This window comes from Pseudomonas sp. HS6-2, from assembly GCF_049325675.2.
Lineage (GTDB): Bacteria > Pseudomonadota > Gammaproteobacteria > Pseudomonadales > Pseudomonadaceae > Aquipseudomonas > Aquipseudomonas putida_N.
Map to the genome: position 1 here is coordinate 1342140 of NZ_CM143906.1, position 25136 is coordinate 1367275.

41 protein-coding genes are annotated in these 25136 nt (G+C 61.4%); 25 read left to right on the forward strand and 16 right to left on the reverse strand.

Annotated features, from left to right (window positions below):
• Positions 1–28: 28 nt before the first annotated feature.
• From ACOKS3_RS06165 to ACOKS3_RS06240, 16 genes are all read right to left on the reverse strand, one after another.
• A complete protein-coding gene (locus ACOKS3_RS06165; RefSeq protein ID WP_422763473.1) occupies positions 29–343 on the reverse strand; it encodes a hypothetical protein in 315 nt (104 codons plus the stop codon).
• A gap of 52 nt (positions 344–395) precedes the next feature.
• On the reverse strand, positions 396–878 hold the full coding sequence (locus ACOKS3_RS06170) for a class I SAM-dependent methyltransferase (RefSeq protein ID WP_422763472.1): 483 nt from the start codon (positions 876–878) through the stop codon (positions 396–398).
• Between the two features lie 46 nt (positions 879–924).
• Positions 925–1275 (reverse strand): hypothetical protein, encoded by a 351-nt coding sequence (locus ACOKS3_RS06175; protein ID WP_422763470.1) that lies wholly within the window; start codon positions 1273–1275, stop codon positions 925–927.
• A complete protein-coding gene (locus tag ACOKS3_RS06180; protein WP_422763469.1) occupies positions 1272–1682 on the reverse strand; it encodes a hypothetical protein in 411 nt (136 codons plus the stop codon). The genes ACOKS3_RS06175 and ACOKS3_RS06180 overlap by 4 nt, the downstream gene beginning before the upstream one ends.
• Positions 1683–1693: 11 nt before the next feature.
• On the reverse strand, positions 1694–1960 hold the full coding sequence (locus ACOKS3_RS06185) for a hypothetical protein (protein WP_422763468.1): 267 nt from the start codon (positions 1958–1960) through the stop codon (positions 1694–1696).
• Positions 1957–2322 carry an HNH endonuclease gene (locus tag ACOKS3_RS06190; RefSeq protein ID WP_422763467.1) on the reverse strand — a complete coding sequence of 122 codons (366 nt, stop codon included), beginning with the start codon at positions 2320–2322 and terminating at the stop codon, positions 1957–1959. The genes ACOKS3_RS06185 and ACOKS3_RS06190 overlap by 4 nt, the downstream gene beginning before the upstream one ends.
• Positions 2323–2414: 92 nt before the next feature.
• Positions 2415–3239, reverse strand: a complete 825-nt coding sequence (locus ACOKS3_RS06195) for a hypothetical protein (protein WP_422763466.1) — start codon at positions 3237–3239, stop codon at positions 2415–2417.
• 13 nt (positions 3240–3252) lie between these two features.
• Positions 3253–4176: a DNA cytosine methyltransferase gene (locus ACOKS3_RS06200; protein WP_422763465.1), complete on the reverse strand. Its 924-nt coding sequence runs from the start codon at positions 4174–4176 to the stop codon at positions 3253–3255.
• Positions 4177–4185: 9 nt separating this feature from the next.
• Positions 4186–4959 carry a DUF2786 domain-containing protein gene (locus ACOKS3_RS06205; protein ID WP_422763464.1) on the reverse strand — a complete coding sequence of 258 codons (774 nt, stop codon included), beginning with the start codon at positions 4957–4959 and terminating at the stop codon, positions 4186–4188.
• A gap of 86 nt (positions 4960–5045) precedes the next feature.
• Complete coding sequence (locus tag ACOKS3_RS06210) at positions 5046–5630, reverse strand: hypothetical protein (RefSeq protein ID WP_422763463.1); 585 nt, start codon at positions 5628–5630, stop codon at positions 5046–5048.
• 52 nt (positions 5631–5682) lie between these two features.
• The gene (locus ACOKS3_RS06215) at positions 5683–6498 is read right to left on the reverse strand and encodes a DUF2303 family protein (RefSeq protein ID WP_422763462.1); all 816 of its coding nucleotides are present in this window, start codon (positions 6496–6498) and stop codon (positions 5683–5685) included.
• Positions 6499–6525: 27 nt separating this feature from the next.
• On the reverse strand, positions 6526–6873 hold the full coding sequence (locus ACOKS3_RS06220; protein WP_169775109.1) for a hypothetical protein: 348 nt from the start codon (positions 6871–6873) through the stop codon (positions 6526–6528).
• A gap of 88 nt (positions 6874–6961) precedes the next feature.
• Positions 6962–7420 carry a hypothetical protein gene (locus tag ACOKS3_RS06225; protein ID WP_422763461.1) on the reverse strand — a complete coding sequence of 153 codons (459 nt, stop codon included), beginning with the start codon at positions 7418–7420 and terminating at the stop codon, positions 6962–6964.
• The gene (locus ACOKS3_RS06230; protein ID WP_422763460.1) at positions 7417–7686 is read right to left on the reverse strand and encodes a hypothetical protein; all 270 of its coding nucleotides are present in this window, start codon (positions 7684–7686) and stop codon (positions 7417–7419) included. The genes ACOKS3_RS06225 and ACOKS3_RS06230 overlap by 4 nt, the downstream gene beginning before the upstream one ends.
• Positions 7687–7705: 19 nt before the next feature.
• Complete coding sequence (locus ACOKS3_RS06235; RefSeq protein ID WP_422763459.1) at positions 7706–8089, reverse strand: LuxR C-terminal-related transcriptional regulator; 384 nt, start codon at positions 8087–8089, stop codon at positions 7706–7708.
• Positions 8090–8457: 368 nt separating this feature from the next.
• Positions 8458–9186 carry an XRE family transcriptional regulator gene (locus ACOKS3_RS06240; protein ID WP_422763502.1) on the reverse strand — a complete coding sequence of 243 codons (729 nt, stop codon included), beginning with the start codon at positions 9184–9186 and terminating at the stop codon, positions 8458–8460.
• Positions 9187–9290: 104 nt separating this feature from the next.
• Between ACOKS3_RS06240 and ACOKS3_RS06245 the strand changes: the two genes are divergently transcribed.
• From ACOKS3_RS06245 to ACOKS3_RS06365, 25 genes are all read left to right on the forward strand, one after another.
• Complete coding sequence (locus ACOKS3_RS06245) at positions 9291–9515, forward strand: helix-turn-helix transcriptional regulator (protein ID WP_422763458.1); 225 nt, start codon at positions 9291–9293, stop codon at positions 9513–9515.
• A gap of 323 nt (positions 9516–9838) precedes the next feature.
• On the forward strand, positions 9839–10630 hold the full coding sequence (locus tag ACOKS3_RS06250; protein ID WP_422763457.1) for a replication protein: 792 nt from the start codon (positions 9839–9841) through the stop codon (positions 10628–10630).
• Positions 10623–12002 (forward strand): replicative DNA helicase, encoded by a 1380-nt coding sequence (gene dnaB, locus ACOKS3_RS06255; protein ID WP_422763456.1) that lies wholly within the window; start codon positions 10623–10625, stop codon positions 12000–12002. Before ACOKS3_RS06250 ends, dnaB begins: the two co-directional genes overlap by 8 nt.
• Positions 11999–12427 carry a VRR-NUC domain-containing protein gene (locus ACOKS3_RS06260; RefSeq protein ID WP_422763455.1) on the forward strand — a complete coding sequence of 143 codons (429 nt, stop codon included), beginning with the start codon at positions 11999–12001 and terminating at the stop codon, positions 12425–12427. Before dnaB ends, ACOKS3_RS06260 begins: the two co-directional genes overlap by 4 nt.
• Positions 12424–13710 carry a tyrosine-type recombinase/integrase gene (locus tag ACOKS3_RS06265; RefSeq protein WP_422763454.1) on the forward strand — a complete coding sequence of 429 codons (1287 nt, stop codon included), beginning with the start codon at positions 12424–12426 and terminating at the stop codon, positions 13708–13710. Before ACOKS3_RS06260 ends, ACOKS3_RS06265 begins: the two co-directional genes overlap by 4 nt.
• A complete protein-coding gene (locus ACOKS3_RS06270) occupies positions 13707–13961 on the forward strand; it encodes a hypothetical protein (RefSeq protein ID WP_422763452.1) in 255 nt (84 codons plus the stop codon). The genes ACOKS3_RS06265 and ACOKS3_RS06270 overlap by 4 nt, the downstream gene beginning before the upstream one ends.
• A complete protein-coding gene (locus ACOKS3_RS06275) occupies positions 13958–14275 on the forward strand; it encodes a hypothetical protein (RefSeq protein ID WP_422763451.1) in 318 nt (105 codons plus the stop codon). Before ACOKS3_RS06270 ends, ACOKS3_RS06275 begins: the two co-directional genes overlap by 4 nt.
• Before the next feature lie 11 nt (positions 14276–14286).
• Complete coding sequence (locus ACOKS3_RS06280) at positions 14287–14628, forward strand: antiterminator Q family protein (protein WP_422763450.1); 342 nt, start codon at positions 14287–14289, stop codon at positions 14626–14628.
• Positions 14629–14849: 221 nt separating this feature from the next.
• Entirely contained in the window at positions 14850–15365 is a 516-nt protein-coding gene (locus ACOKS3_RS06285; RefSeq protein ID WP_422763449.1) for a hypothetical protein, read from the forward strand.
• A 31-nt stretch (positions 15366–15396) separates the two neighbouring features.
• Positions 15397–15720, forward strand: coding sequence for a phage holin, lambda family (locus tag ACOKS3_RS06290; protein ID WP_422763501.1), 324 nt, complete (start codon positions 15397–15399; stop codon positions 15718–15720).
• The gene (locus ACOKS3_RS06295; RefSeq protein WP_422763448.1) at positions 15720–16058 is read left to right on the forward strand and encodes an HNH endonuclease; all 339 of its coding nucleotides are present in this window, start codon (positions 15720–15722) and stop codon (positions 16056–16058) included. The genes ACOKS3_RS06290 and ACOKS3_RS06295 overlap by 1 nt, the downstream gene beginning before the upstream one ends.
• Positions 16059–16214: 156 nt before the next feature.
• A complete protein-coding gene (locus tag ACOKS3_RS06300; RefSeq protein ID WP_422763447.1) occupies positions 16215–16757 on the forward strand; it encodes a terminase small subunit in 543 nt (180 codons plus the stop codon).
• Positions 16757–18442 carry a terminase large subunit gene (locus tag ACOKS3_RS06305; RefSeq protein ID WP_236238357.1) on the forward strand — a complete coding sequence of 562 codons (1686 nt, stop codon included), beginning with the start codon at positions 16757–16759 and terminating at the stop codon, positions 18440–18442. Before ACOKS3_RS06300 ends, ACOKS3_RS06305 begins: the two co-directional genes overlap by 1 nt.
• Positions 18443–18444: 2 nt before the next feature.
• Positions 18445–19656, forward strand: coding sequence for a phage portal protein (locus tag ACOKS3_RS06310; protein WP_422763446.1), 1212 nt, complete (start codon positions 18445–18447; stop codon positions 19654–19656).
• Positions 19643–20284: an HK97 family phage prohead protease gene (locus ACOKS3_RS06315; protein ID WP_422763445.1), complete on the forward strand. Its 642-nt coding sequence runs from the start codon at positions 19643–19645 to the stop codon at positions 20282–20284. The genes ACOKS3_RS06310 and ACOKS3_RS06315 overlap by 14 nt, the downstream gene beginning before the upstream one ends.
• Positions 20281–21486: a phage major capsid protein gene (locus ACOKS3_RS06320; protein WP_422763444.1), complete on the forward strand. Its 1206-nt coding sequence runs from the start codon at positions 20281–20283 to the stop codon at positions 21484–21486. The genes ACOKS3_RS06315 and ACOKS3_RS06320 overlap by 4 nt, the downstream gene beginning before the upstream one ends.
• 41 nt (positions 21487–21527) lie before the next feature.
• Positions 21528–21719: a hypothetical protein gene (locus ACOKS3_RS06325; RefSeq protein WP_422763443.1), complete on the forward strand. Its 192-nt coding sequence runs from the start codon at positions 21528–21530 to the stop codon at positions 21717–21719.
• Complete coding sequence (locus ACOKS3_RS06330; RefSeq protein WP_422763442.1) at positions 21720–22019, forward strand: head-tail connector protein; 300 nt, start codon at positions 21720–21722, stop codon at positions 22017–22019.
• Positions 22019–22345, forward strand: a complete 327-nt coding sequence (locus ACOKS3_RS06335) for a phage head closure protein (RefSeq protein WP_422763441.1) — start codon at positions 22019–22021, stop codon at positions 22343–22345. Before ACOKS3_RS06330 ends, ACOKS3_RS06335 begins: the two co-directional genes overlap by 1 nt.
• Before the next feature lie 8 nt (positions 22346–22353).
• Positions 22354–22533, forward strand: a complete 180-nt coding sequence (locus tag ACOKS3_RS06340; RefSeq protein WP_422763440.1) for a hypothetical protein — start codon at positions 22354–22356, stop codon at positions 22531–22533.
• Between the two features lie 3 nt (positions 22534–22536).
• Positions 22537–23037 (forward strand): HK97 gp10 family phage protein, encoded by a 501-nt coding sequence (locus tag ACOKS3_RS06345; protein ID WP_422763439.1) that lies wholly within the window; start codon positions 22537–22539, stop codon positions 23035–23037.
• Positions 23030–23416, forward strand: coding sequence for a DUF3168 domain-containing protein (locus ACOKS3_RS06350; protein ID WP_422763438.1), 387 nt, complete (start codon positions 23030–23032; stop codon positions 23414–23416). The genes ACOKS3_RS06345 and ACOKS3_RS06350 overlap by 8 nt, the downstream gene beginning before the upstream one ends.
• 55 nt (positions 23417–23471) lie before the next feature.
• Positions 23472–23972: a hypothetical protein gene (locus ACOKS3_RS06355; protein WP_422763437.1), complete on the forward strand. Its 501-nt coding sequence runs from the start codon at positions 23472–23474 to the stop codon at positions 23970–23972.
• Positions 23973–24012: 40 nt separating this feature from the next.
• Entirely contained in the window at positions 24013–24342 is a 330-nt protein-coding gene (locus ACOKS3_RS06360) for a hypothetical protein (protein WP_422763436.1), read from the forward strand.
• 292 nt (positions 24343–24634) lie between these two features.
• Positions 24635–25111, forward strand: a complete 477-nt coding sequence (locus ACOKS3_RS06365) for a hypothetical protein (RefSeq protein ID WP_422763435.1) — start codon at positions 24635–24637, stop codon at positions 25109–25111.
• Positions 25112–25136 lie beyond the last annotated feature (25 nt).

Below are 25136 nucleotides of genomic sequence, written 5' to 3' on the forward strand. Positions count from 1 at the left end.
CACGCCGCCGGTGGCGGCAGGTTGGTGGTCAGTCGCAGCTGCTCGAGCTGGATCCGCTATCGCCGGAGCTGCTGCTGTCGCTCGACGAATAGCTGCTCCCGCTGTCGTAGCTGCTGTAGTCCCGGCTGGTGCAGGCACTGCTGGAGCGCGCCGGCTCGTAGCTGTCCGTCAGGTGGGTGGGGTACATGGGGCTGACCGGGCTCATGGGGTTGAGCGGGTCGAGCATCGGGTCTTGCCGACCGGATGCCGGGCTGTGGCCACGGGCATACCCGGTCGGGCCGAGCGCGGCGCGTTGTGCCGGCTTCTTCCTGCGCTTGAACAGGCGGGCCAAGAAATTGAGCATGAGTCTCTCCATGCCCGCGCATGTCGGCGGGCTTGAGTTGCAGGTGGAGGGGTTAGGCTGCTGGGCGCTTCATGAAGGTGATCCAGTGCGTCTTTTCGCGCTTGCCGGACTTATGGCCAAACAGCGGCTTTTCGTGGGTTAGGGCCAACAGCTCGCTGACCAGCACCTGGGTTTCGTTCCACTTGAAGATCAGGATCCCCTCGGGCTCCAGCACGCGGAAGCATTCGGCAAAACCTTGGCGGATGTCCTCCCGCCAGTCGCTGGTGAGCACCCCGTACTTGGCCCTCATCCAGCTGTCCACGCCGGCGCGGGTAAGGTGCGGGGGATCGAAGACGACCAAGCGGAACGTTGAGGCCGCGAAAGGCAAGTGCCGGAAGTCCATGAGCACATCAGGCTCGACCTTCAGTACCCTTCCGTCGCACAGCAGGTGCTCTTCGTCGCGGATGTCGCCGAACAGGGCGCGCTGATCTTCCTTGTCGAACCACATCATGCGGCTGGCGCTGCAGGGATCGAGGACTTTGGCCACAGCGCTCATCGCGGCGCCTTCCATACCAGGTAGGCCATGTACATCAGGGGCAGGATCATTGCTTCTTCTCCTGTGCGCGGCGTACAACGCCATCCATGATCGCGATCGACATGCGCCGGCGCTCTTGCACCGCAGGGCTGTCCGGGTCTTGGTTCGGGCCGAGGTACGACTTCGGGTCTTTCGCCATGGCGCCCTTCACTCGAGTGAAGTTCTCGTCGCGCTGCCAGAGGCTGCTCCAGACCAAAATCGGTTTCTTGCCCTTGTGTTCGCCCTCGGCCAGCTTCCAGATAGCCTGCCGGTCGAAGGTCATTAGGATGTCCATGACGCACACTGCCAGGCGCAGCTCGTCGTAGTCGGGGCGCTCGCCGGATCGGGCGTCTTCGATGATCTGCCCGAGTGTTCTCATGGCCGATCCCCCGCGGCCAGAGCTTCAGCCTTTAGTGAGGAGTACGCCACGCCATCCAGCGCGCTGTCTTCGTGGAATTTGCCGGGGTTCTGCCACTGGCGCACATCCTTCAGAACCTGGAGCAGCAGCCACCCTTCGGCCTCTGTGAGGTCGCGACCGGTGATGGCGTTGAATGCCTGCACGGTGCGGCCCATGCTGCGCTCGCCGCCCGGGGCGTCGTACTGCTTGCCGCGCTCGGCCTGCACATCAATGGCGGCTTGCAGGAAGTAGGTGGAGTTCTTGGGCTCCACTCGGGCGGTCAATGCGATAGTCGCACTAGCCTCGCACTGCGTGGGATTATCGGCACGCAGCTGGGCAATGACTTCCTTGTGGTGCTCGATTTCCCTGCGAAGGGATGCGTTTTCCATGTACTTGTCCATCAGAGCTCATACCTCTCTTCAATCCAGCGCCCAGGCGCCAGAGCGGGTGTAGGTTCGGGTTGGGTTTCGTGCGGCGAGAGCTGGCGCTGGTTGCCGGCCTGCAGCTGGCTGTCGGGGATGCAGCTGATGCCGATCCCCATACCTGCGCTGGCGACCCAGCAGGTGACTGCACGCTCGCTGTCGTGGATGCGCTCGACGTAACGTGGCAAAGGGTCTGCGCTGGCGCCGGTGGCCAGCAGCAGGAGGAAGAGGGCGAGGCGGGTCATGGCTGTCTTACCTTCTCGAAGTGGAAGACGACCCCGGCGCCGGTCTCGGCGATCAAGCCGTAGGCCTTGGCCAGGCGGTAGATAGGGTGGTACTGGTTGAGGCTGTTGACATGGCCGGCAAGCCAGCGGCGCCAGTCCTCAAGCTGCATGCGGGACTTACTCAGGTTGCAGGGCACGCAGGCCGGCATCATGTTGGCCACGTTGTGGTTCTGCAGCTGCTCGGCCACGCGCTTATCGGGCAACCGGATCACCGGGGCGAAGTGGTCAGCGTGCCAGCGCTCGCCCAGGTCGTTGCCGCAATAGGCGCAGCGGCCGCCGTACTTCAGGCGGACCTGCTCGCGCTCAGCTTTCTTCAGGCGCACGGGTGCTCCTTGGCCGCCATATCGCGGCAGTGAATAGAGGGGAGAGGGGTTACAGCGGGGTGGAGTACAAATGTGCTCTTGTCGAGGTGCAGTCAATCAACCGCTGGTGCAAGGCTCAATTCGATCAGGATTTCGCTGACTAGGCCGCGCAGGTTGTCGCTTGGGCAGGCAAAGGTGTCTTGGTTGCCTTGGGTGTAGTTGTCGAAGACAGAAAGAGCCTTGAGCCATTGCTCCTCGCCGAGCTCCACCTGGTACGGCCCGGTATCGAAAAAGTATCCTGAAGGCGGATCCTGCTCGTCATCGCAACATAGTTCGGCTTTGATGCGCGCCGGCAGCGAAACGGCGTGGCAACCACCCTCAATGGCAAGCAATGCCTCAGCAAGTAGTGCATCCAGCTTGGCAGCACGGTCGCGAAGCCCGCGGGCCTCATCACTCAAGGCTGAGCGCTCATCCTCGCATTCGCGAAGCTCCTCACGACAAAGCAGGTATCGATCTTCGTCGCTGAATAAGCCAGACCTCTCCGGCTGCTTGGCTGGACTGCAGACGGTTGTCATCGGGCCGAACGGAATCATTGGCTTGCCAGTTGAAGTAGCATCCCGCTCCGCCTCTTCTTTAGTCCACCAGATGGCAGTATCAACTATCCACGCTATAGGCTCGGCGTGGGGCTGCGGGGCAGCGCGGTTGTTCCACTCTTGCACCGCCTGGTCATGTCCTGGCTGATCCTCGCATTCGTGCTGCTGAACCCCAACTGGCCCGCGAGCAAGGCAAGCAGAGTGCTTGCCCGTGCGGCCCTGGCAGATGACTACTGAGGCATCGCTGTCCAGTTGCTCTACAAAGGCGTCTTGCTGGCCGCAGTACGGGCACGGCTGCAGCTTTACGGCCATCTTGGTGTTGCTGGATCGGTTCTCTGTGGGCATGGGTAACTCCGGCCTATGCGGCTTTCAGAAGAGCTTCGATTACGCGTTGTCCCGCCAGCGGCGGTACCGCGTTGCCGGCCATATGCATGGTCAGCCGGTGGTTGTCCGGGCGCAGGGTGCCAGCAGGGAACGACATGGCGGCCAGGGCCTCGCTGGCGCTGAGCATCCGCATGCGGTCGCCGTCGACCAAGGCCCAGCGGTCCAGGGTGGTGATGGTTCCGATCGGCCGGTTGATATCGCGGCCGATGGTTCCAGATCCTTTGCCGTAGTAAGGCATGATGAAGCGGTCGCCGAAGCGCTGGCGGCCGTTGCGCACCCTTTCGAGAGTGGCCTGGGCCCGGCCTGGCTTCTCGATCTGCGACCAACGCCCGGCGTCGAAGTCGAGGAAGCTGCTGGCCGGAACGTGCTCGCACTGTTGCAATTGCAGCTGAATCGGCGCTTTGCTCTTGGTACAGATCAGGAACAGGCGCACACGGTGCTGCGGGACGCCCAGGTCGGCACAATCTACGATGTGCGGCGCGACCTGGTAGCCCAGGCGCCGCATCGCATCTACCCAGCTGGGGTAGAGCACCCAGTTCACGAACTCGGGCACGTTCTCGACCACCCAAGCATCCTGATCCAGTACTTCAGCAGCAGATGGCACCGCCCAGGCTGTTGACCGCGAAGCATCATGCTCTGGATTGCCGTTCTTTTTGCCGCGTGCCTTTGCGTGGCCCTGGCAGCATGGGGAGGCGATCCCGATATCCGAGCGTGGCACCGCCGCCCAGTTGGCCTGGTGCAGGTCCTGGCAGACGTGGTCGGTGTCCTGGTGATTGGCTGCGTGCCACTTCACGGCCTCTGGCCAGTGGTTTGCTGCCCAGAGAACCTGAACGCCTGCGGCGCGCGTGCCGGTGCTCCATCCGCCCATACCGGCGAATAGGTCGATTGCTGTGGTCATGGTATTCCCTTACGCCAGCTGCAGTTGGGCTTCGCCGCCTGTGGCCAGCCCCGGGTTCAAATCGACCCGCTCACCAGCCAGCAGGCCGGCGATATGCGCATTCAGGTCAAGCTCAACCTCCCGCGTTTTCCGAGCCTTGCCAATCTCGCGACCCGAAAGAAACTGCTCGATCAGGGCCTGGTCCTGCGCCTCCACGGCCAACAGGTCTCGGCCAGTGGATTGCATACCTATTGCCGGATCTTCCTCGCCGCGCGGTACCAACAGATGGATCTTTTCGTACACGGCCGAAACCCAGGCCAGTGCAAAATGGTCGCCTGCGGTCTCAGGGGAATAGTGGCTGCGCTGCTCGCCTTTTCGCACCCGAGATACGTATTCGCGACGAGCAATTGTCAGCTTTGTCAGCAGCGCTTCGTATGCATACATCGCGATCTGTGGCGCGGGATTCACCCCCACATACAACTCGCGCTCAACGACTCTTCGAGTAGATTTGCACCACTGTCGCTGAGAGAACGAGCGAACGCTAAACGCCTCTCCGACAATCGCGCCCAGCTGTCGATCCCAGGTTGGGCGTCGCTTGGGTCTTGAGCTTTCCGATTCGACCTCGCCCACATCGCTGAGATGAACATCAATCTCGGTGAGGCGATACTCGCGCATCAGCGCCTGAGCCTGGCGCATGGCAGTAGCCGCCTCGGTTTCGTTCGAGCTTTTCGAGAGGGCCAGGCAGCGCTTGATCTTGCGGATGATCCGTTCAAGCTTGCTTTCGTCGTGCCGATGTTCGGTCATGTCTTTGTCCTAGCGTGCAGGCGCCGCCCTCGCCGGGGAGGCGTTATCGTTGAATAGGGGAAGGTGATGGGGGCGGCGCGGGAGAGTCAGGCAGCGAGGCGCTTCTTCTCGGCGCGGCGCTGAGCCAGCTGGAGCCGCAGGGCTTCCTTGTAGCTGGCCTTGGCCGCCTTCATGGTCGGAGCCCACTCACCAGCAACTTCAAGGGTCTGGTAGGGCGACCAGTAAGCAAATCTGGTAGGGCGACGATGCTCGCAGTAGGCGCTACCGCGGGGGTAGCGCACCATCCGGTATTCGTAGTTTCCCCAGTCGCCGCGCTGCTGGATCTGGGGCTGATTGATCCCTAGGAAGTGCGCGAAGCCGTCATAGCACTCGCACTCGTCGAGATAGGCATCGAACCTAGTGTACTTTCTCGGAGGCGGCGGCGGGGGCAGCTTGGTCAGCGCAAACTGCCTCCCTTCAGGCGTTGCCCGGTACACCACGTCATTCGCACCACAGAACGCTGGCGCCTTGCCTCGAGTCATCAGTCCTGCCTCTACCAGCACATCAAGGTTGTTGGCGTCGTCATAGCCGGGGCTGGTGAGGAAGTAGTTTCTGCCGCCAGTGCGGCTGCCTGGATTGAGGCCCAGGGTATGCCAGAGCAGGTTTAGCTGCTTCTCGGTGGCTTCGATCATGGTTTTCTCCATGCCAAGGCAACGGCCCCGGGGTTCGGGGCCGCAGGATGGATTACTTGGCGTCAAAGGTGCCCAGGGACAGCTTCGCCGCAGACCCAACCTTGGCGTCGAGCACAGCCTTGAACTCTTGGGCGATGGCTTCGCGCTGTGCCTCTTCGCCGATCCAGCGCAGCTTTAGCACCGGTTGCGAACCGCCAGTGATGACGGATACGCGCAGGCGGATTACTTGCTCGCCCAAGCCTTCGAACGGAATGACCTTAAAGTCCAGCCACGCCGGCAGGGTTTCTTTGCTGCTGGCCTCGATCTGGTCCATGGTGCTGCGGCTGGCGCGGGTTTCACCCACGGCGTGATCGCTCTCCGACGAGGCCTTCACGGTGATAGTGCGGACCGCAGCAATGGCCTTGGCGATCGACATGGTGGCGCCGTTCTCATCAGACGCCGCCAGATGCTGATTCCAGTCTTCGATCCAGTCGCTCATGGTCTTTTGTGCCAGGCTCTGGCCACAAACCGCCTGTACGGCTGCGAAGGCAGCTGAAGCCTTGAGGCGCAGCACGGCGCGATCATCGGCGTGGCCTGGATTATCGGCGGTGCCGATGTTGAACAGCACGACACAGCTCATAGCGTCCTGGTCGATGAAACCTCGGGCCGCTGGCGCGGCGCGCTCGACGACGTAGGCGCTGTAGTCGGCCAGCGAGTGCGTCGCGTAGGTACCGCGGAAGCGACTGCGGCCAAACTGGAAGCGTTCCAGGTCGATCACAGTGGCACTGTCCGGAACGATGACGGTAGGGGTGTTGGTGTCCAGGGATTTGCCGGCGGCCGCCAAGACCTGATCGCCGATGAGCTGCAGAGCTTCTTTGCTGAAAGACATTCGCTTTTTCCTTGTAGGTTCTGTGAGTTACGAGCGTGGGTGTACAGGTGCTTCGTCACGGGTGAAGAGCTGGTCGTGCTTTTCGGGGAACAGGGAGAGCTTGCCGCCGGTGCCGACATGCATCGGCGTGTCGAGGCTGGTGTTCTCACTGCGGGTGCCGCGCTTGGTGGGGGCCTTGTACTCAAGCTTGTGCTTGATCTTGACCTGGCTGGACTCGCCGACTCGGCTGAAGTCCAGGGTGATGGTTACCTTGCCGGCCTTGCCGTGATCCACCACGCCGGCGGCGACCTCGGACAGGGCGTGACCGACCTGGCTGGCGAAGGCACCGCCGTTCAGCTCTTCGAGGAACTCGGCAGTATTGGTTGGGGTGGACATTGCTTCGACTCCTTGGGGTGGATGCCGCTAGGCGGCAAAGTGATGTGCTGCTGGCGCCGGCCGTGCCGGGCGCGCGCGGTGATGCGTTTCATGCTGCTTTCTGCTGATTCCAGGCGCCGACAGCGGCAAAGATCTTTGCGGCCTCTGCTTCGTCGAGCGTTGTGTCTATGGGTATGGCGATCCAGCCGGCCGCCACCAGGTGTTTGGGGTTGGCTGTGGCCCGCAGGTCGGTGTAGGTAGCCTCGATTACATCGGTCAGGTGCTCGGCCCGGTAGTTGCCCTGTGGAGCGACCTCGATCGATTTGTGGTAACGCTCGCCGAACTCCGTCCGGCACAGCACGCTGAGGTAAATGGTCCAGCGGTGCGGGATGTCGCAGACGGCGTCGACGACCTGGCGCAACCGGATCTGCTTGAGGTTCTTCCAGTTCAGCAGCACCTGTTGGCCGCTCGGGTCAATGTTCACCACGGCGGCGTGGTTGGCAGAGACCAGCGCCCGGCAGGTCCGCTCCAGGCGTGCCCGCATGTTGTGGGGCTTGCGCTTGCTCATTGCATGCCGCCTTGCTTGCTCGCCGCGCCTGCCTCCATCGCATCCACAAACCGCATGGCCGCCCGGTAGCTGTAGGCAAAACCCTGTTTTGCGCCGGTGGCGATCTCCACCACATCCCACGTCGTGCCGTTGCCAGATGCCTGATAGCGCGGAGCTGACTGGCCGACCTTGGCGTGCGCCTCGGCCCTCACTGACTTGCTGCGCTCGAGCAGGGCCGCGAGCACGGCAATCCTCTGCTCGAAGGCAGGGTGCATTGCTGTCTGCATGGGGTGATCCTCGGTAGGGTCAGGCGTGATGCTCGTAGGCCTCGGCCTTGCGAACGATTCGAACTTGGGCGGTGCGGCGCTCAGGGGCGCGGCGGTCGCGGCGCATCGGGTCGCTGTCGTCGATCACCGCATGCATGGCGATGAGACTGGCGAGCATGATGCAGAGCGGGCTGATGATCTGGCGTCGCATGGCCTCGGCGACCATGGCGGCGCGCCGGGCAACCTTGAGCTTCAGCATTGCATCGCCGATGCGCTTCTCTACGCCGCTTTCGCTGATGCCGAAGTGCTTGGCGATCTCTTTCGTGGTGAAGCCCTGGGCAACCTCCAGAAGGCATTGAAGTTCGCGAGGCGCCAGGCCTCGGCCGAGATGGCCTATCCATGCGCCGATAGTGATCGTGTCCATGATTGATCTCGGGTGTGATTTCCCGTCTGGCCCTGTCGCCAAGGCCAGCCAGTGAAATCTGCCGCGACCCGCTACTGGCGTCAGTTGCGCGGCAATCTTCTGGTTGTTCCTCCAGCCGCGGGCCTTTCGGCTAGTTCTCCCGCTGGATAACTGCATTGGCGCTTTACGCTGCACGCCCGGGGCAGTTGCCACCCCTCTGGACCGTTGAGGCCTGTCCATCGCTGCCTTCGTTGCTGGCCGGTGTTGATCCGGCATGGCCCTAATATCACGCATTGTGTTTATTCGTGTCAACACGATATGTGATTATTTTTATCAAAGGCAATAAAAAGCCCAGCGCTTGGCCGGGCTTCAGGTGGGATGGGGGTGCGTTACCAGAGGACTGAGGACCAGAAGACCTTCCCGAGGATGATGATCTCTTTGCTCACCATCTCTTCGGCGCTGTACTCCTCGTCGGGATGCTCGTCGCGATTAAAGCTTCGCATGCGTATACCTCCGCCAGGGAGCCTGTATAGGGTTTTCACGCGTAGCTGGCCGCCATGGTTGATAGCGTACATCTTGCCATCAACGACATTGGTAGCGCCTTGGTCAACACCTACCGTGCTGCCGTCTGGCAACACCGGCTCCATGCTATTCCCGCCAACTGTAACGCATACCGCCTCACTGGGCTGTACGTTCTGGCGCCGTAAAGTGAGTTTGCCAAACCTGAGTCGGCGCGTGTGGGACTGCTCAACAACGGTGCGGCCTTGGCCTGCCGAAAGCTCTACCTCTTTCAGGTATGGCACATAGACCTCGTCCTCATCCAATGGCGTGTCGTCATCCCAGACTTCAATCGGGCCCAGCATCGTAGCGTTCGCCTGGACAGCATTCTGGGCAGGATCCGGAGCGCTCGGCTTGTAGTCCAGGATGATCTCAGATTCGTCGACGCCTAGGGCTTTGGCGATCAATCGCAGATCGGCCAGCGATGGCTCGCGGCTGTCTGCTTCGTAGTTACCCACTCGCGATTGGGATTTCCATCCGCAAGCGGTAGCCAGCGCCGCCTGGGAAAGTCCCGCGGCCTTGCGGTGGCGTTTGATTCGTTGTCCGAGGGTTTCATTCATGGCCGCGATTTTAATCACGTTATGAAATGTCGTGCTTTCACTCTTTGTGATTGCCATTAACACGATGCGTGTTTATCCTGAGCGCAAGTCAACGAGGAACCCCTATGAACAACATTCGCAAAATCCGAAAGGGGGCGGAGATCAGTCAGGCAGCGCTTCGGCGAGCACTCAACTGGAACCAGTCGCGTGTCGCCAACTATGAGGCTGGCCGCCGCAGCCCAGGTCTGGAAGAGGCTCGGAAGATCGTGTCGGCGCTGAACTCTCTGGGCGCTGTCTGCGGCCTGGACGATGTTTTCCCGCCCCCAGCCTGTGACAAGTCTGCGGCCTGACGAGATGAATTATGCGTGACCTGGCCTTGCGCCAGTAGTGGTGCCGCCCTGCTGTTCATCCGTCCAGTACCTGAATGGCAGGCATAAAAAAACCGGGTGGCAGCCCGGCTTCTTCAACAGCAAGTAACGAGGTCGATTATGCACTCTGCAATGGATGCAAGCAACACCGCACCCCTGGCCGTTTCGCACCAGAAAGCCTACCACCAATCCGCCGCACTCCATGCCGCGCGAATGATTCGCCTCCAGTACGCAGCCACCTCGAAAGCCGCACTCCGTCGTGAGTGTGTCGAGCACCTGCGGGCATCGTTGTGCGGAGGTGGCGTGTGAGCACCGTCACCACCATCCAACCGAAAAGCGGATTCACCCGAATGGACAACGACCTGTACGAGGCCCTGATCGGGGCTGAGCTGTCAGGCCGCGAGCTTCGTGTCGCCCTGGCAATCCACCGCCAAACCGCTGGTTACAACCTTGAGAGCGCCTGCATCGCTGCGTCGTACATCGCCCAGATGTCCGGCATCCGTCGCGAGGATGTGTCTCGCGCAATCTCCGAGCTGCTTCGCCAGGGTGTTATTCACCGTGAAGGCGGTAGCCGTAGTCCGATCGGTTTCGCCCCAGTCGGCGAGTGGAAGATCGACAAGAAAAACACCCATCCGAACAAGCCAAAAGAAGTGCCACAGTGTGGCGTTTCCAACACGTCCAATGTGGCGTTCCTGACACACAATAAAGAAAGAAATACAAATACTACTCCTGACGGAGTAGTCGTCGGCGCCGAGGGTCAATCCGCTCAAGCGAAACCTCGTCGCCAGAAGCCAGCGATGGAGTCGTGCCCGTACCAGGCCATTGTCGACCTGTACCACCAGGCTCTCCCTGAACTGCCAGCAGTCGCAATCCTGAACGACACCCGCAAGCGTGCCCTGCAGGCCCGCTGGCGCGAAAGCGACGTGCACCGCGATCTGGGCTTCTGGGCTGATTACTTCTTCCAGGTGAGCATATCCGCTTTCCTGATGGGCAAGGTCGAAGGCCGTAACGGCTCGAAGCCATTCCGCGCCACGTTCGACTGGCTGATTGCCCCGTCCAACTTCGTGAAGGTGGTGGAGGGCAATTACCATGCATGAGCCCTACAACGCTGAGGCCGAGCACGGCCTGCTGGGCGCCATGCTGCAGCGCCCGGAGCTGATCGACACCCTGTCCGATGACCTGTCGCCCGAGTCGTTCTACTTCGCCGAGAACGCCGAGGTGTTCCGGGGGATCCAGGCTCTGCGCGCTGCTGGCAAGGCCGTCGACTTGCTTACCGTCGCCGACCAGATCGGCGTGCTGCACAACGGGGAGCGCGCCCTTGGGCACTGCGCTTCCCTGGTCCACAACACCCCGAGCGTGGCTAGCGCTGGCACCTACGCTGGCATCGTTCGGGATCGAGCCATTGAGCGTGCCTTGTACGAACTGAGCGACCGCACCCTGGAGATCGTGCAGGGCAGTGGTGACATTCAGGACAAGATCGCGGCCGTGCAGGCGGCGGCCATGGGCATCGACGCTGGCAGTGACGGCGATGAGGTCGTGAAGGCCGCAGACCTGATGGCTGACCAGCTGGAGGTATGGCAGGAGCGTCACGACCGGCTGTCACGTGGCGAGACGCTGATCGGCTTGTCGACCGGCTTGGCTGACCTGGACGAGAAGCTGGGGGGCCTGCAGCCTGAGCAGCTGATCATCGTTGCGGGTCGCCCCGCCATGGGTAAGACCACCTTGGCCATGGGCTTTGTGCTGGACGCCGTGGTGCGCCAGAAGAAGTCCGGACTGGTCATCAGCCTGGAAATGAGCAAAGGCCAGCTGATCGACCGCGCCGTCGCCGCCGAAGGCCGGATCCCGCTCAACCTGATCAAGAACGGCTCAGCCTGTGAGTCGCATGGCGCCGAGTTGTGCGCTGCAGCGGCCAAGCTGAAGCACGCCAACCTGTTCATCGCCGACCGCGCCGCCGCCACGGTCGGCCGCATCCGCTCGCTGGCACGCCGGCACAAGATGCGGTACGGCCTGGACATCCTGATGGTCGACTACCTGCAGCTGATGGACGGCGAGGGCGGCAACCGCACTGAAGCGGTCAGCAGCATCAGCCGCGGCTGCAAGCTGCTGGCCCGCGAGCTGGGCATTCCGGTGGTGCTGCTGAGCCAGCTTTCCCGCAAATGCGAGGAGCGCCCGAACAAGCGCCCAGTGAACTCCGACCTTCGCGAATCGGGGGCAATCGAGCAGGACGCCGACGTGATCCTGTTCGTGTACCGCGACGAGGTCTACCACGAAAACAGCGAGTTCAAGGGCGTCGCCGAGATCATCGTCGGCAAAGGTCGCGATATCGAAACCGGCACCGTCCGCGCAGCCTTCCTCGGCCAGTACAACCGTTTCGAAACCCTCTCGGCCAGCTGGCAGCCGCCAGTCAAGGCCCCAAGCCAATCCGAGCGGCCGTTGTCGGCCCGCTATGCACGCAAGGAAGTCGCATGACAGTACCCGCCCTTCGCCCGTTCAAGGCCAAAGCGGCTCGCGCCAAGCCCGTCGACAGGGAAGGGCAGGAGCAGGCCGCGCTGATGCAGGAGCTGCAGCTGCGCTACCCGCAAGCCTACAAATTGATCTACCACGTCCCGAACGGCGGGCACCGGGTCAAGGCCGTGGCCGCCAAGCTGAAGGGGCAGGGCGTCAAGGCCGGTGTTCCCGACCTGGTGCTGCCGATGGCGCGCGGTGGCTATTTCGGCCTGTACATCGAGTTCAAGGCCATGCCGCCGTTTGATGCGCCGGTTTCACCGAGCCAGGACGCTTTCCTGCAGGCGCTCGCCGATCAGGGCTATCTGGCCATCGTGTGCCGGGGCAACATCGACGCCGTCGAAGCCATCCGCGCCTACCTGCTGCTGCCTGCCACGGTGGCCGCATGACGGTCGTGGTCGCGCTTTCCGATGCCGAGCTGCGCCGCCGGGCGGATGATCTGGATGTCGTGCTGCTGCGCGACCCACGCCACCCAGGCCTGTACCTGCGCTTCACCGAGGATCGCCCGCGCGGCACCTGGTATCTCGTTGTGCGCAAGCAGTGGAACAAGATCGGCACCTACCCGGACCAGTCGGCCAAGGTTGTTTTGGCCTCGCTGCCAGAGATCCGCCAGCGCCTGCTGAGCGAAGGCAAGGCCGCCATCTCGGGCTGGCAGACGGTCGGCGAGCTGCTGGAGTGGTATGCGGATCGCGTCGAGCGCACCCGCAACCTGTCGAAGAGCCGGAGAGCCACGGCCAAGTCGGCCATTGCCTGCCACCTGCTGCCGCGTATCGGCGGCCTCGCCCTTGTTGCTGTGAGTCACAGTACCCTGGACAACCAGCTGATCTGGCCGATGCAGGAGCAGCTGTCGCTCGAGTACGTGCGCCTGGTGTTCGGCCTACTGATCGACGCCTTCCGCAAGGCTGCTGCCTTGGGGCTGATCGCCCGCAATCCCATGGCCGGGATCAAGTTCAGCGACTTCACCAAGGCCAAAATCAAAGCCCGCCCGGCGCGCCTGCGCGGGGTGCAGATTGAGGACCTGCTGAGCCAGCTCGCTGAGGTGATCACCGACGAGCCAGCCGACGCCATGCTGGCCCTGCTGATGCTCTGCCACGGCAACCGCCTAGGCGAGACCCGCCAGGCCCAATGGCCACACATCGCCCTGGCCATCCGCAACTGGCACCTGCCGGCGGAGAACACCAAGACCCGCGCCGAGCACTCGCTGCCGCTGACCGAGCAGGTGCGCGCGCTGCTGACCTGGTACCGCGAAACCCAGCGCGCCAAGGGCTACACCGGCCAGTACCTGTTCCCGGGCAAGAGCGGCAAGTGCCTGAGCGAGAAGCAGGCCTCGGAGGTGTTCACCCGCCTGGGTCAGGGTGAGTGGACCAGCCACGACCTGCGCAAGCTGGCCAGGACCTGCTGGGCCGACCAGGGTATCGACTTCCTGATCGGCGAGCTGCTGATCAACCACGCCATGGGCCACAACGTCCAGGCCTACATCCAGACCACTGCCGAGGAGCGCAAGCGCGCCGCCCTGGAGCAGTGGCACGCGTTTCTAGACAGCAAGGGTTTCGACCGTATTCACGGGTTGAAGGAGGGTAGAAACGCAATTTCGGGTAATTGCCTGGAGGCCGTGCAGCATGAGGGCTGCAAGGTGATTCAGGAATCAACCATAAGCGAGGATTCGAAATGAGCCAAGACAGCAAGATGCGCGATGACCTCCCAACTGTGATGGAGCAGGCAATCACTGGGCATCCGGGCTATGCAGAGTTCGCTGCCTGGTGCAAAAGCCAGCTGATTCACCCTCACCAGATCTATTTTCTGGTTTGGCGGGCGTCCCGGGAGGCTGTGGAGGTGAGTCTTCCATTGGCCACTGATGGGCAGATGTGGGTCTCCCAGGTAGTTGACTCCATTACTGCCCAAGGCTTGAAGGTGGCTGGATGAAGAAGAAGCACGGCCCAGCCTTCAAAAAGGCCGTGATCGAACTGGAAGATTGCCCTTTGTGCCGTGGGAGAGCGGTCACCAAGGGTTTGTTTCACGAACTGCCATGCGACCACTGCAACGCCTCGGGCTTTGTGGCGGCTGCTACCGGCGAGGCCCTGGCCCTGGATGAACTGGTGACCCAGCTCAGCATGAGGCTGCAGGCCGCGCTGCGGCAGATCGAGCAGTTGAAGAACCCTCAGGCATCCGGGCCTGAGGCGACATATCAGGGAAGCAACCGGCGCGGCGCCGGCGGCACCAACTACACCGGTGATTGAGGGGGAAGGACATGAGCAATCTAGAGAAGACGGCCGAGTATCTGCTGGAGCACTGGGGCCGTTGGGTGGTGCTGGGGTCAGGGGTTTCCTGCTGCGCATCGCGAGAGAACACCATCCTCGATCCGATGATCACCGACGACGATGCGTTGTTCATTGATCGCTTGGTCGGGCGATTGAACAAGCGCTACCCCGAATGCGGCCAGGTCATCATCAAATACTACTCCTCGCGAGACACCGCCCTCAGGGATGTGGGGAAGAAGCTGGGCTTCGGCGAGGAGAAGACTCGGCAGCTGTGGAAGGCCGGTGTGGCCTGGGTTGATGGTGCTCTGGATATTCGGCGTGAGGCCGCTTGACATCCCCGGTCCTCATCCGTATCTTTCATGTTACTTTGCGGTAGGTGCGCGAGAGCAAACTCGCCATCACCGACAACCACCATAGAGCCTCGGCATTTTGTCGGGGCTTTTTCGTTTTTCGGCTCCACCACACCCATCGCTCCGAGCTGGGAGTGCTGTTGGGGCCGACCTATCTGAGGCTCGCCATGTAGGTGGGCCTTTTCTGTTTCTGGAGAAAGCTCATGAGCGATCAGGCGGAGCGATACAAACAGGCGGTGGTGGACGCGGTAGTCTCTGGCGATTTCGATCGATTGGAGTCAGCGCTGCGTCGTCTGTCAAAGTGCGATGGAAGCGTCTTCCTGAACACTACCAAGCAACTGCTGAATACCGAGCAAGCGAAGTCCTTTTCCATCATGGCAACGGTCGACTTTCTCAACACTCTCTCGCCGTTCTTTTACGAAGATCAGGCTGTCTATGGTGCTGCATACACCGATGGCAACTGTTTCATGATGAAGGATGCGCACCGTTCCGGTGTTGGGATTGCGCGTGAAATGGTGCGCCCTATCGTGGAGAAGGCGCGAGCAGAGTATGACGCCGCCGTTCTGAAGCGAGTGCAAGACCTCAAGGCCGAGATTCGAGAGCTGGATAGCCTGCTGTATGGACACTCTTCCGCAGACTACAAGCTGATCAACTTCGGTGTCAGCGAGCTGCTGAAAGGCCAAGCGCTTCTGCTTGCTGCAGCTGCCTGCAGCCAATAAAACCACGCTCCCTGCAACGGGAGGAATCGAGATGCCAAACATGCCCGAGAAGGATCCTGGCCTGTGGGCCGCTGTGCTCGCCTGGGTGCTGGCTCACCAGCCTCAGCTGTATGCCGCTGGCCTGTCGGTCGCGATTGCTGCGCTCCGAGTTGTATATGGAGGTGGCAGCCGCCGGCAGATGGTGCTGGAAGGCGCGCTCTGCGGCCTCATCACTCTGGCCTTGGTGCCGCTGCTGGAATGGATGGGGCTGCCGCAGGGCATGGCCACATTCGCAGGCGGCGCTGTCGGGTTCATGGGAGTTGAGAAGCTGCGCGGCTACTCGGATTTGTTCATGACGCGCAAGGCTCAAGGCTGATGGCTAGGCTCAAGACGCTCGGCTCTCGCATCAAGGAGAGCGCGGGTTCACGGGTCAAGGTGGTCACGCCAGGCAGCTGGCGTAGCGGCATGACCAGCTCCCAGCGTGGCTATGACTACCGATGGCAGAAGGCGCGAGAGCAATATCTGCGTGACAACCCACTGTGCGCCTACTGCGCCCGGCAAGGGCGAACGGCAGCAGCCAGCGTCGTTGACCACATCGTGGCGCACCGAGGTGACAAGGACCTCTTCTGGGATCAGGCCAACTGGCAGCCGCTCTGCAAGCCCTGCCACGACTCGGTCAAGCAGGCCGAGGAGGCTGCTGGCCTGGTCTGCTGATGGTCAGCAGTTCGTCGCGAGGCGCGTCGGGAGGCTTCGAGGCACGTCAGTGGCGTGCCGCGAGGGTGGGGGAGGTCAAAATATAGCGATTCTCACCTAGCTAGACCGCCACCGACCCCACGCACAGATTTTTTTCCCCCACAGGATTTTTGTTAAATGGCTTTAACACCCAAGAAGCGCGCTTTCATCGCCGCGCTGAGGGGAGGTGCGTCCAATCGCGACGCAGCCATTGCGGCGGGATGCCCAGCAAAATCAGCATCTGCAGCCGGATCGCGGCTGGCCAAGGATCCCGATGTCGCAGCCGAGCTGAAGAAGCTTCGAGCGCTCGGCCTCATGCCTGGTGATGTTAAAGCAGATGTTAAAGACGATGTTAAAGGTGGCGCCTCCGAGCGCCCCGAGAGCACATCGCCAACTGAGCCCCCAGCAACTGCCCACAGCCTTGAAGGTGAGTGGGAGCCGGCCGGTTTCGACCTCTCCCAGGCGCTTTCCCACAAAGATCCCAAAGACTTCCTGCTCGCGGTCATGAATGACCTGGGCACTGAGGCCAAGCTGCGTGTTGACGCAGCCAAGGCCCTGATGCCCTTCGTGCATGCCCGTAGAGGGGAGAGCGGCAAGAAGGAACAGGCGAAAGACAAAGCTGCCGAGGCAGCTGCTGGTAAATTCGGCGCCCGTCGCGGCCCGCTGCGATCGGTGAAGTGATGGATTGGACAACGGCATGCCCTGACTGGGAGCGACGCATTGTTGCGCGCCAGAGTCTTATCCCGTTCGACCCGCTGTTCCCGACAGAGGCTGAGGAGGCCTTGGAGGTGTTCGGCGCGTTGCGCATGGTTGATGCCACCGGCAGCCCGCTGATGTGCGAAACGGTGCGTGACTGGGTGAATCAGTTCGTCGCCGCAATCTTCGGAGCCTACGACCCGGACGAGGGCCGGCGCCTGGTCAGCGAGTTCATGCTGCTGATCAGCAAGAAGAACGGCAAGTCGACGATCGCTGCCGGCATCATGCTGACGGCGCTGATTCTCAACTGGCGGCCATCTGGCGAGTTCATCATCCTGGCCCCGACCAAGGAAATTGCTGACAACTCCTACATCCCCATCCGCGACATGGTGCGGGCCGATGAAGAGCTCTCGGCGCTGCTCAAGGTTCAGGATCACATCCGCACGGTGACGCATCACCAGACCAACGCGACCTTGAAGGTGGTGGCGGCGGATAGCGAGACGGTGTCGGGCAAGAAGGCCATTGGCGTTTTTGTTGACGAACTTTGGGTGTTCGGCAAACGGAACAACGCCGAGGCAATGCTGCGCGAGGCAACGGGTGGCCTGGCATCGCGTCCCGAGGGTTTCATTATCTGGGCCACAACCCAGTCCGACGCGCCGCCGGCCGGCGTGTTCCGGCAAAAGCTGATGTACGCCCGCAAGGTCCGGGACGGGGAGATCGTCGACAAGTCGTTCCTGCCGGTGCTGTATGAGTTTCCAAAGGCGATGCTTGACGCCGGAGCGCATCGAGACTTTTCCAACGCCTATATCACCAACCCCAACCTGGGGTTGTCAGTTGATGAACCGTTTATTGAGCGTGGCTACGCCCAGGCCCAGATGGATGGCGAGGAGTCGTTCCGCGGCTTTCTGGCCAAGCACCTCAACGTGGAGATCGGCCTGGCGCTGCTCTCTGACCGTTGGGCCGGTGCTGACTACTGGGAGCGGCAGGCCTCGGATGACTGCCGGACTCTGGAGGACCTGATCGAGCGGTGCGAGGTGATCGACATCGGCATCGACGGCGGCGGCCTCGACGACTTGCTCGGGTTTGCCGCAGTTGGGCGCGAGCGCGATAGCCGCCGGTGGCTGACTTGGACGCATGCCTGGGCCCACCCTTCGGTGCTGGAGCGGCGCAAGGCCGAGGCGCCGCGTATCCGTGATTTCGCCAACGATGGTCACCTGACCCTGGTCGAGCGCATCGGCGACGACGTGGACCAGGTCGCCGACCTAGTGGCCCAGGTAGAGGAGGCCGGCCTGCTCGACCAGGTGGGGCTCGATCCGGTTGGGATCGGCGCGATTCTCGACGCCCTGGAGGCCCGAGGCATCCCGCGAGAGAAGATCGGTGGCGTGAAACAGGGGTACACCCTGGGGGGCGCGATCAAAACCGCCGAGCGCAAGCTGGCCGAAGGCGGCCTCTGGCATGGCGGGCAACCGCTGATGGCCTGGTGCTGCGGTAATGCCCGGGTCGAGCCTCGCGGCAACGCAATTCTGATTACCAAGCAGGCCAGCGGCTCGGCGAAGATTGACCCGCTGATGGCCCTGTTCAACGCCGTGACGCTCATCGCCCTGAATCCAGAGGCTCAGGGCGGCATGGGTGACTACCTGGAAAACGGGTTCTTTGGCTTAGTAGGCTGACCATGGCATTCAAATGGTACAACCCCGCGACCTGGGGCTTCTTCGGCTATACCGATCCGGCCACGGGCGACTATGTCGAGGTGGACCTTGAGGTCGGCGGCAAGCGCACAAAGGCGGGCGTGCGGGTATCCGCGAAAACCGCCTTGTCCATCAGCATGGTCTGGTCCTGCGTCAAGATCCTTTCCGAGTCACTGAGCGGTTTGCCGCTGAAGTTGTACGAGGACACTCAGGGCGGTCGGTCGTTAGTCACCGGCAAAGACCGCATGCTCAAGCTGCTGCGCAAGCCGAACCCCTACATGACCATGCTGAATTTCCTGAAATTCGTGGTTGTGAACATGGCGCTGCGCGGCAATGCGTTCGCCCTGATCGAACGAAACATCCATGGCGAACCCATAGGCCTGGTGCCGCTGCATTGGCGGTCAGTCAAGATCGACACCGAGGACGATCTCATCTACTGGGTGACCCCCAGTGAGGGTGAGGCCTTCCCGGTTTCTCCAGAGAACATGCTGCACTTCAAGTTGTTCAGCCTGGATGGTGTTGTAGGGCTTTCGCCAATCGAACACCAGGCCGAGACCATGGGCCTGGCGAAGGCTGGGCAACAGTGGTCGGCGCGCTTCATGCGCAAGGGTGGCTTCACCGGTGGCTATGTCATCTACGAGCAATTCCTGACCAAGGCCCAACAGGCCCAAGTGATGGAGAAGTTCCCAGACGTGCGCAAGGCTGACGCCGACGACATCGGCAAGATGGCCATCCTCCAGGGCAACCCGAAGATCGTCCCTGCTGGTATCAGCCAGAAGGATGCGCAGTTCATCGAGTCCCAACAGTTCCAGGAGGAGGCGCTGGCCGGTATCTACGGTGTGCCGCTCTGGCTGGCCAACCGAGCTGGCAAGACCTCGATCATGGGGTCGAACCTTGAGCAGCAGCTCACCGGGTTCATCACCTTTGGCCTCAAGCCCTACATCGATACCGTTGAGGACGAGCTCAACGACAAGCTATTCGGCTCTGGCCCACGCTTCGTAGAGTTCGTGGTCGAGGGCTTGCTGCGCGCTGACAGCGCTGGGCGAGCGGCCTACTTCCAGGCGGCACTCGGCGGGTCTGGAGGCTCTGGCTGGCTGTCGATCGATGAGGTTCGCGAAAAGGAAAACTACGCGCCGCTGGGCGGCGAATATGCCCGGGTCACCCGGTGGGAGATGCAGAAAAATGGCGAACCTTGAATGCCCGTTCGAACTCAAGTCCGTTGACGAAGCCGGCAACTTCGAAGGCTACGCCGCGGTCTTCAACAACGTTGACCTGGGCGACGACGTGATCCTGCCAGGTGCCTTCACCCGAGTTAAGGCAACCCGGGGAGGCAAGCTCAAGCTTGCTCTGTACCACGACCTTACCCGTCTGGTGGGCGCCGCCGCCTACACCCAGGATGACCACGGCCTGCTGTTGAAGGGCCAAGTCAATCTCAACGTCAGCTATGCCCGGGATGCCTACGAGCTCATGAAGGCTGAGGTGCTCGACAGCATGTCGATCGGCTTCAACACCATCAAGGCAGATTTCGAGGACCGCGCCGGTCGGCGCGTGCGCCTCATCAAGGAGGCCGAACTGTGGGAGGCCTCCTTCGTCCCGTTCGGCATGAACCCCGAGGCGCATGTCCTCAGCGTCAAGTCGGACATCAGGCTTTTCGAGAAGGCTCTGCGCGAACGTGTGGGCCTCTCGCAGAAGGAAGCGGCGGCAGTCGCTTCGCTCGGCTACACCGCGCTACGCCGTGACGGCGGGAGCGAGGCCACGGCGATCGTGGATGAGCTGAAAGAAATTCCCAACTTGTTCACCCAATATTTCGGAGTATCGCCATGAGCGAAGTAAAAGAGCTGAAGGATTCCCTAGAACTGCAACTGAAGAGCGGATTCTCCGGCCTTCAAGAAAAGTACGACGCCGCCATCGGCGAAATCGAGAAGGGCAACCAGGTCGCCAAAGACCTCAAGTCCCAGATCGAAAACCAGAAGGGAGAGATCGAACGCATTATTGACCAGGTTCAGGATCTGGAGCAGAAAGGCGTCAAGCTACGTAACCAGGGGCCGGAGAAGAAAGGCTTCATCGACTTCGTCAAAGGCAATGATGCCTACAAGGCCCTGAATCAGAAGTCCCAGAACTCTGCTGAGTTCGATGTCACCAAGTCCGACATGGCGTCCATGACCGAGATGAAGGTGACCAGCGCTGGCTTGGTTGTTCCTCAGTACGATCCGATAATTCAGGATCTGCCCCGCCAGAATCTGGTCATTCGTGATCTGATTCCCAGCACCCCGGTCACCGGCAAAGACTTCACCTACTTTGTCGAGAAGCTGCATACCCGTGGGGCGGGCATGGTGAACGAGGGGGAAGCGAAGCCATCCAGCGATGTGACCTTCGAAGAAGTCACCGACACCGTGAAGAAGATCGCGGTTTGGATGCCGGTCACCGACGAAGCCCTCGATGACGTTCCGCAGCTCTACGCCTACATTCAGGAACTGCTGCGCTACGACCTGAAGCTCAAGGAGGAAGGTCAAATCCTCAAGGGTGATGGTACCGGCAAGAACCTCAACGGCATCATGACGCAGGCCACCGCCTTCAATCCTGCCCTGGGCAAATCCAGCGACACTGCGATCGACACCGTGCGCCGTGCCATCTACCAGGTAGGTAAGCAGTCGAAGCGCTCTGCGGACGCGGTCGTGATGACCGATCTCGACTGGATGAACATCGAACTGCAGAAGGATGGCGAGAACCGTTATCTGTTCGCCAACCTGCAGGGTCTGAGCACTCCGATCCTCTGGGGGCGTCCGATCGTAGCTTCGGACAGCATGGATGAGGGCGACGGTTCCACTACTGGCGGTGAGTTCCTGGTGGGCTCGTTCAGTCAGGGCGCTCGTATCTACGACCGCATGGCCTACACCGTCAAGGTCGGCATGATCAACGACGACTTCATCAAGAACCAGCGCGTAGTCCTGGTGGAGGAGCGTCTGGGCCTGGCCGTTCGCCGCAAGTACGCCTTCGTCAAAGGCCGCTTCGCGCTGCCAGCATAACCTTAGGGGCCCTCGGGCCCCGATCATCCCTGGAGAAAATCATGGAACTCAAAATCCTGTGGGGCTTTGAAGGCGACCCCGAGAAGCTCAAGACACCAACCGGCCGCATCGCCGCCGGCTCGGTCATCGATGTCGAGGACGAGGAGCTGGCACATGCGCTGATCGGCAAGGGCCTGGCCGAAAAGGCGAAGCCCTCGACCTCCAAGGCCGCTAAGCCCAGCGAGAACAAGTAGATGCTCGACCTGGCCACCGTGAAGATGCACCTGCGCGTCGACGGCGACGAGGAAGACGCCTTGATCGGCGGCTACGTTGCGGCGGCTAAAGCCCACGTTGAGCAGCACTGCGACCGAAAACTGGTGGACACCGACCCGGTCGAGCCTGAGGAAATGAGCCTGACCAGCGATGTCGAACAGGCAGTCCTGCTGCTGGTCGGCCACTGGTACGCCAACCGCGAGGCCGTGGCCGTGGGCACCATCGCCACGGCTATGCCGCTCGCCGTCGAAAGGTTGCTCTGGTACAGGAAGCGATTCTGATGAGAGCTGGACCTCTGCGACATCGCGGCCTGCTGAGCAAGCCTGATCGCGTGCAAAACAAAACTGGCGGCTTCGACCAGGTCTGGACTGATGTCGGGAAGGTGTGGGCCGAGATAACCATGCCCACGGGCAGGGTTTCACCAGTAGCTGAGCAGATTGAGGCCGTTATCAGCGCTGAGATCCGAATCAGGCCTCGATCTGATGTTGTCGCCGGGTGGCGGTTCACAGAATTGCATACCGGTGTGACGTACAGGATCGAGTCACCGCTACTTAACAACGAACGGGACATGCTGCGGCTGCTGTGCTCCAGCGTGCCCAATCCATGAGGTGAACCATGAAAATTCAAGCATTGGGGCCCCTGACCGGCGCCTCTGGCGAGCGCGACAAAGGCGAGATTTTCGTCGTCGAGAAGGCATATGGCGAAGGGCTGATCGCCCGCGGCTATGCCGTGGAAGTCAAAGACGGGGTCGCCACCCCCGACAAACCAGCGAAGGCCACCCAGGTCAAGGAGTAGGCCATGGCGCGCCGGTCCAGCATCCGTGGTGATATCCGGTTACGCCGCACGCTGCGCAACATCCACAAGACGATGGACAACGAGTTGGCCCCGGCCATGCGCCAGGCCGCTGAGCGGGTGCTGGCCACCCAGCAACAGCTGATGCCCAAGGACACTGGGGAAGCGGCCGCAGCCCTGAAGATCTATGTCGCGCCGAGCGGTCTGGACGCGCAGATCGGCATTCGTGGCAAGCGCGACAACAGGAAATTTTTCTACCTGCGCTTCATCGAGTACGGGACCAAGGGTTACCTGGGTGGGAAGCGCGCCGGTAACCGCAACCGCAAGACCACCAACAAGAGCGACGGCACGCACTTTTTCGGCAAGTACCCGGACATCCCAGCCAGGCCGGCGCACCCGTGGCTGCGGCCGTCGATGCAGGTCAATCGGGAGTATGTGATGGCTGATATCGAGGCGGCCGTGCGCCGAACACTACGCAAGGCAAGCCAGGGGGTAGGCAATGGCTGATCCATCGCTGGCCCTGCAGGAAGCCATCTTTGCCAGGCTGCAGGCTGAAGTGAGCTGCCCGATTTACGACGGCGCACCGCTGAATGCGGAAATGCCTTATGTCTCCATTGATCGTGAGGTCTCGGTCAACAGTACCCCGATTTCAGGTCGCAAGCGCGAAACGCGCCTGCTGTACCTGTCGGTCTGGTCTGATGCCGTGGGCCAGGCTGAGGTCAAGCGCATAAATGGCGAAGTCATCGCTGCCCTGGACGAGCGCCGCCTGCCACTGAAAGTCGGCCGCGCCGTCTCCGTCCGGGTAGAGCAGGCCGATGCCCAGCGTGACGCCGATGGCATCACTTACCAGGGCTCGATCACGGTCCGCGTGATCACCACCCACTGAATCACTCACCGGCCGCGTTGCGGCTTTTATCCAATGTGCCTTTGGAGGACTACCCATGGCCGATGACAACCTCAACACAGCCGCCGGCTGCCGCTTTTCCATTGGCGGCAAGACCGGCGCCGACACCCAGACCGAGTACGAGGCCGACACCTATGTCGAGGTCGGTGAAATCGAAGACTTGGGCGAGTTCGGCGACACCTTCAGCAGTGTGACCTTCACCTCCCTCAAGGATGGCCGAGTGCGCAAGTACAAGGGCACTGCTGACGCTGGCGACCTGACTCTGACTGTAGGTCTCGACAACGGCGATGCGGGCCAGAACGCGGTGAAGGTCGCCCACAGGGACCGCAGCAAGGGCGACTACAACATCAAGATCACCCTCAACGACGGCGACCCAACCGCCACGCCTGCGCTCAACCCCAGCACCTTCTACATGCGCGGCAAAGTGATGAACAACACCGTCGCACCTGGTGCTGCCGACAACGTCGTTCGCCGCAACGTCACCATCGGCATCAACTCGGACATCCTCGAGCTTCTGCCGGCCCCGGTCACCCCGTAACCTCGCTGGGGCTCCGGCCCCGGCCTAACAGGATTGAACGATGAACAACACTTTGCACGGCACCGCGACCGTCAAACTGGGCGACGAGCAATTCACCCTGAAGCCTACCCTCAAGGCCGTTCGCGCAATCGAGAGCCGGTTTGGCGGTCTGCGAGGCGCGTCTGGAGCCCTGCATGCAGTCGGCGTAGATGCGGTAGCCTTTATCATTGCTGCTGGCGCTGGTCTGGAAGGGAAGGCTGCCGAAGCCCTCCCTGAGAAGGTGTGGCAGGAGGGTGTGGCTGGGCTGACCCCGGTTGTCACCAAGTACCTGGGCGATCTCTACAATCCGCGAGGCGGTGACCAGGGAAACGATCAAGCCGGGACGGCGTAAGCGCTGTCGAGGACGGCAGCTACGTCGACCGGCTGTATGGGATAGCTACTGGCTGGCTGGGCTGGGCGCCGGATGTGGCTTGGTCCACGCCGCTGCCCGAGCTGTTCCTGGCTATGGATGCCAGGATTGAGTGGGCTCAGATGACCAATCCCTTTGGCACAGGGAAGAAGCAGGGAGCGAAGGAGAAGCCAAGCGCTTCGAATGTGGCCGACAAGCTGAGGATGGCGTTGACTGGGAGAAAGGCGTGAGCAGCCTGTAGAATCTCATGCTTCTGAAAATATGGACGTTAAGCATGACTTTTCTTGTAATCCTAGCCTCAGTTGCTGTGGCGTTCGTTGCCTTCGCCTTTTATGCAAGCAATTCAGTAATGGCGGAAACATCTAATGCTCTGAAAGTCAGAATTCGACTGGTATTCGTGGTCTCGGCCCTGCTGCTCATTCTTCTATGGGGGTGGCTGTATGTGTGGAAGAATAGCCCGCAGAGGGAACTAGAAGCACAAGCAAAGGATTGCGGCAACACCACCATGGCTTTTGTTATGTCGCAGAATTTTGTGAAGCAGGGACTAAAGTCGCCAGCGAGCGCAAAATTCCCCTATGTGAATGATCGTGGAGTGGATGTAACTGCTGATGGAAAGTGCGGGTTCTCAGTTTTGGCCTATGTGGATTCTCAGAATGGCTTTGGGGCAATAGTTCGCAGCAGCTACCTGGCTAAAATCTCGTACAGCAGGGAGACAAAGCGCTGGAGTTTGAGCGAACTAACAATCCAATAGATCGTCGTCAATTTTTACAACCCGC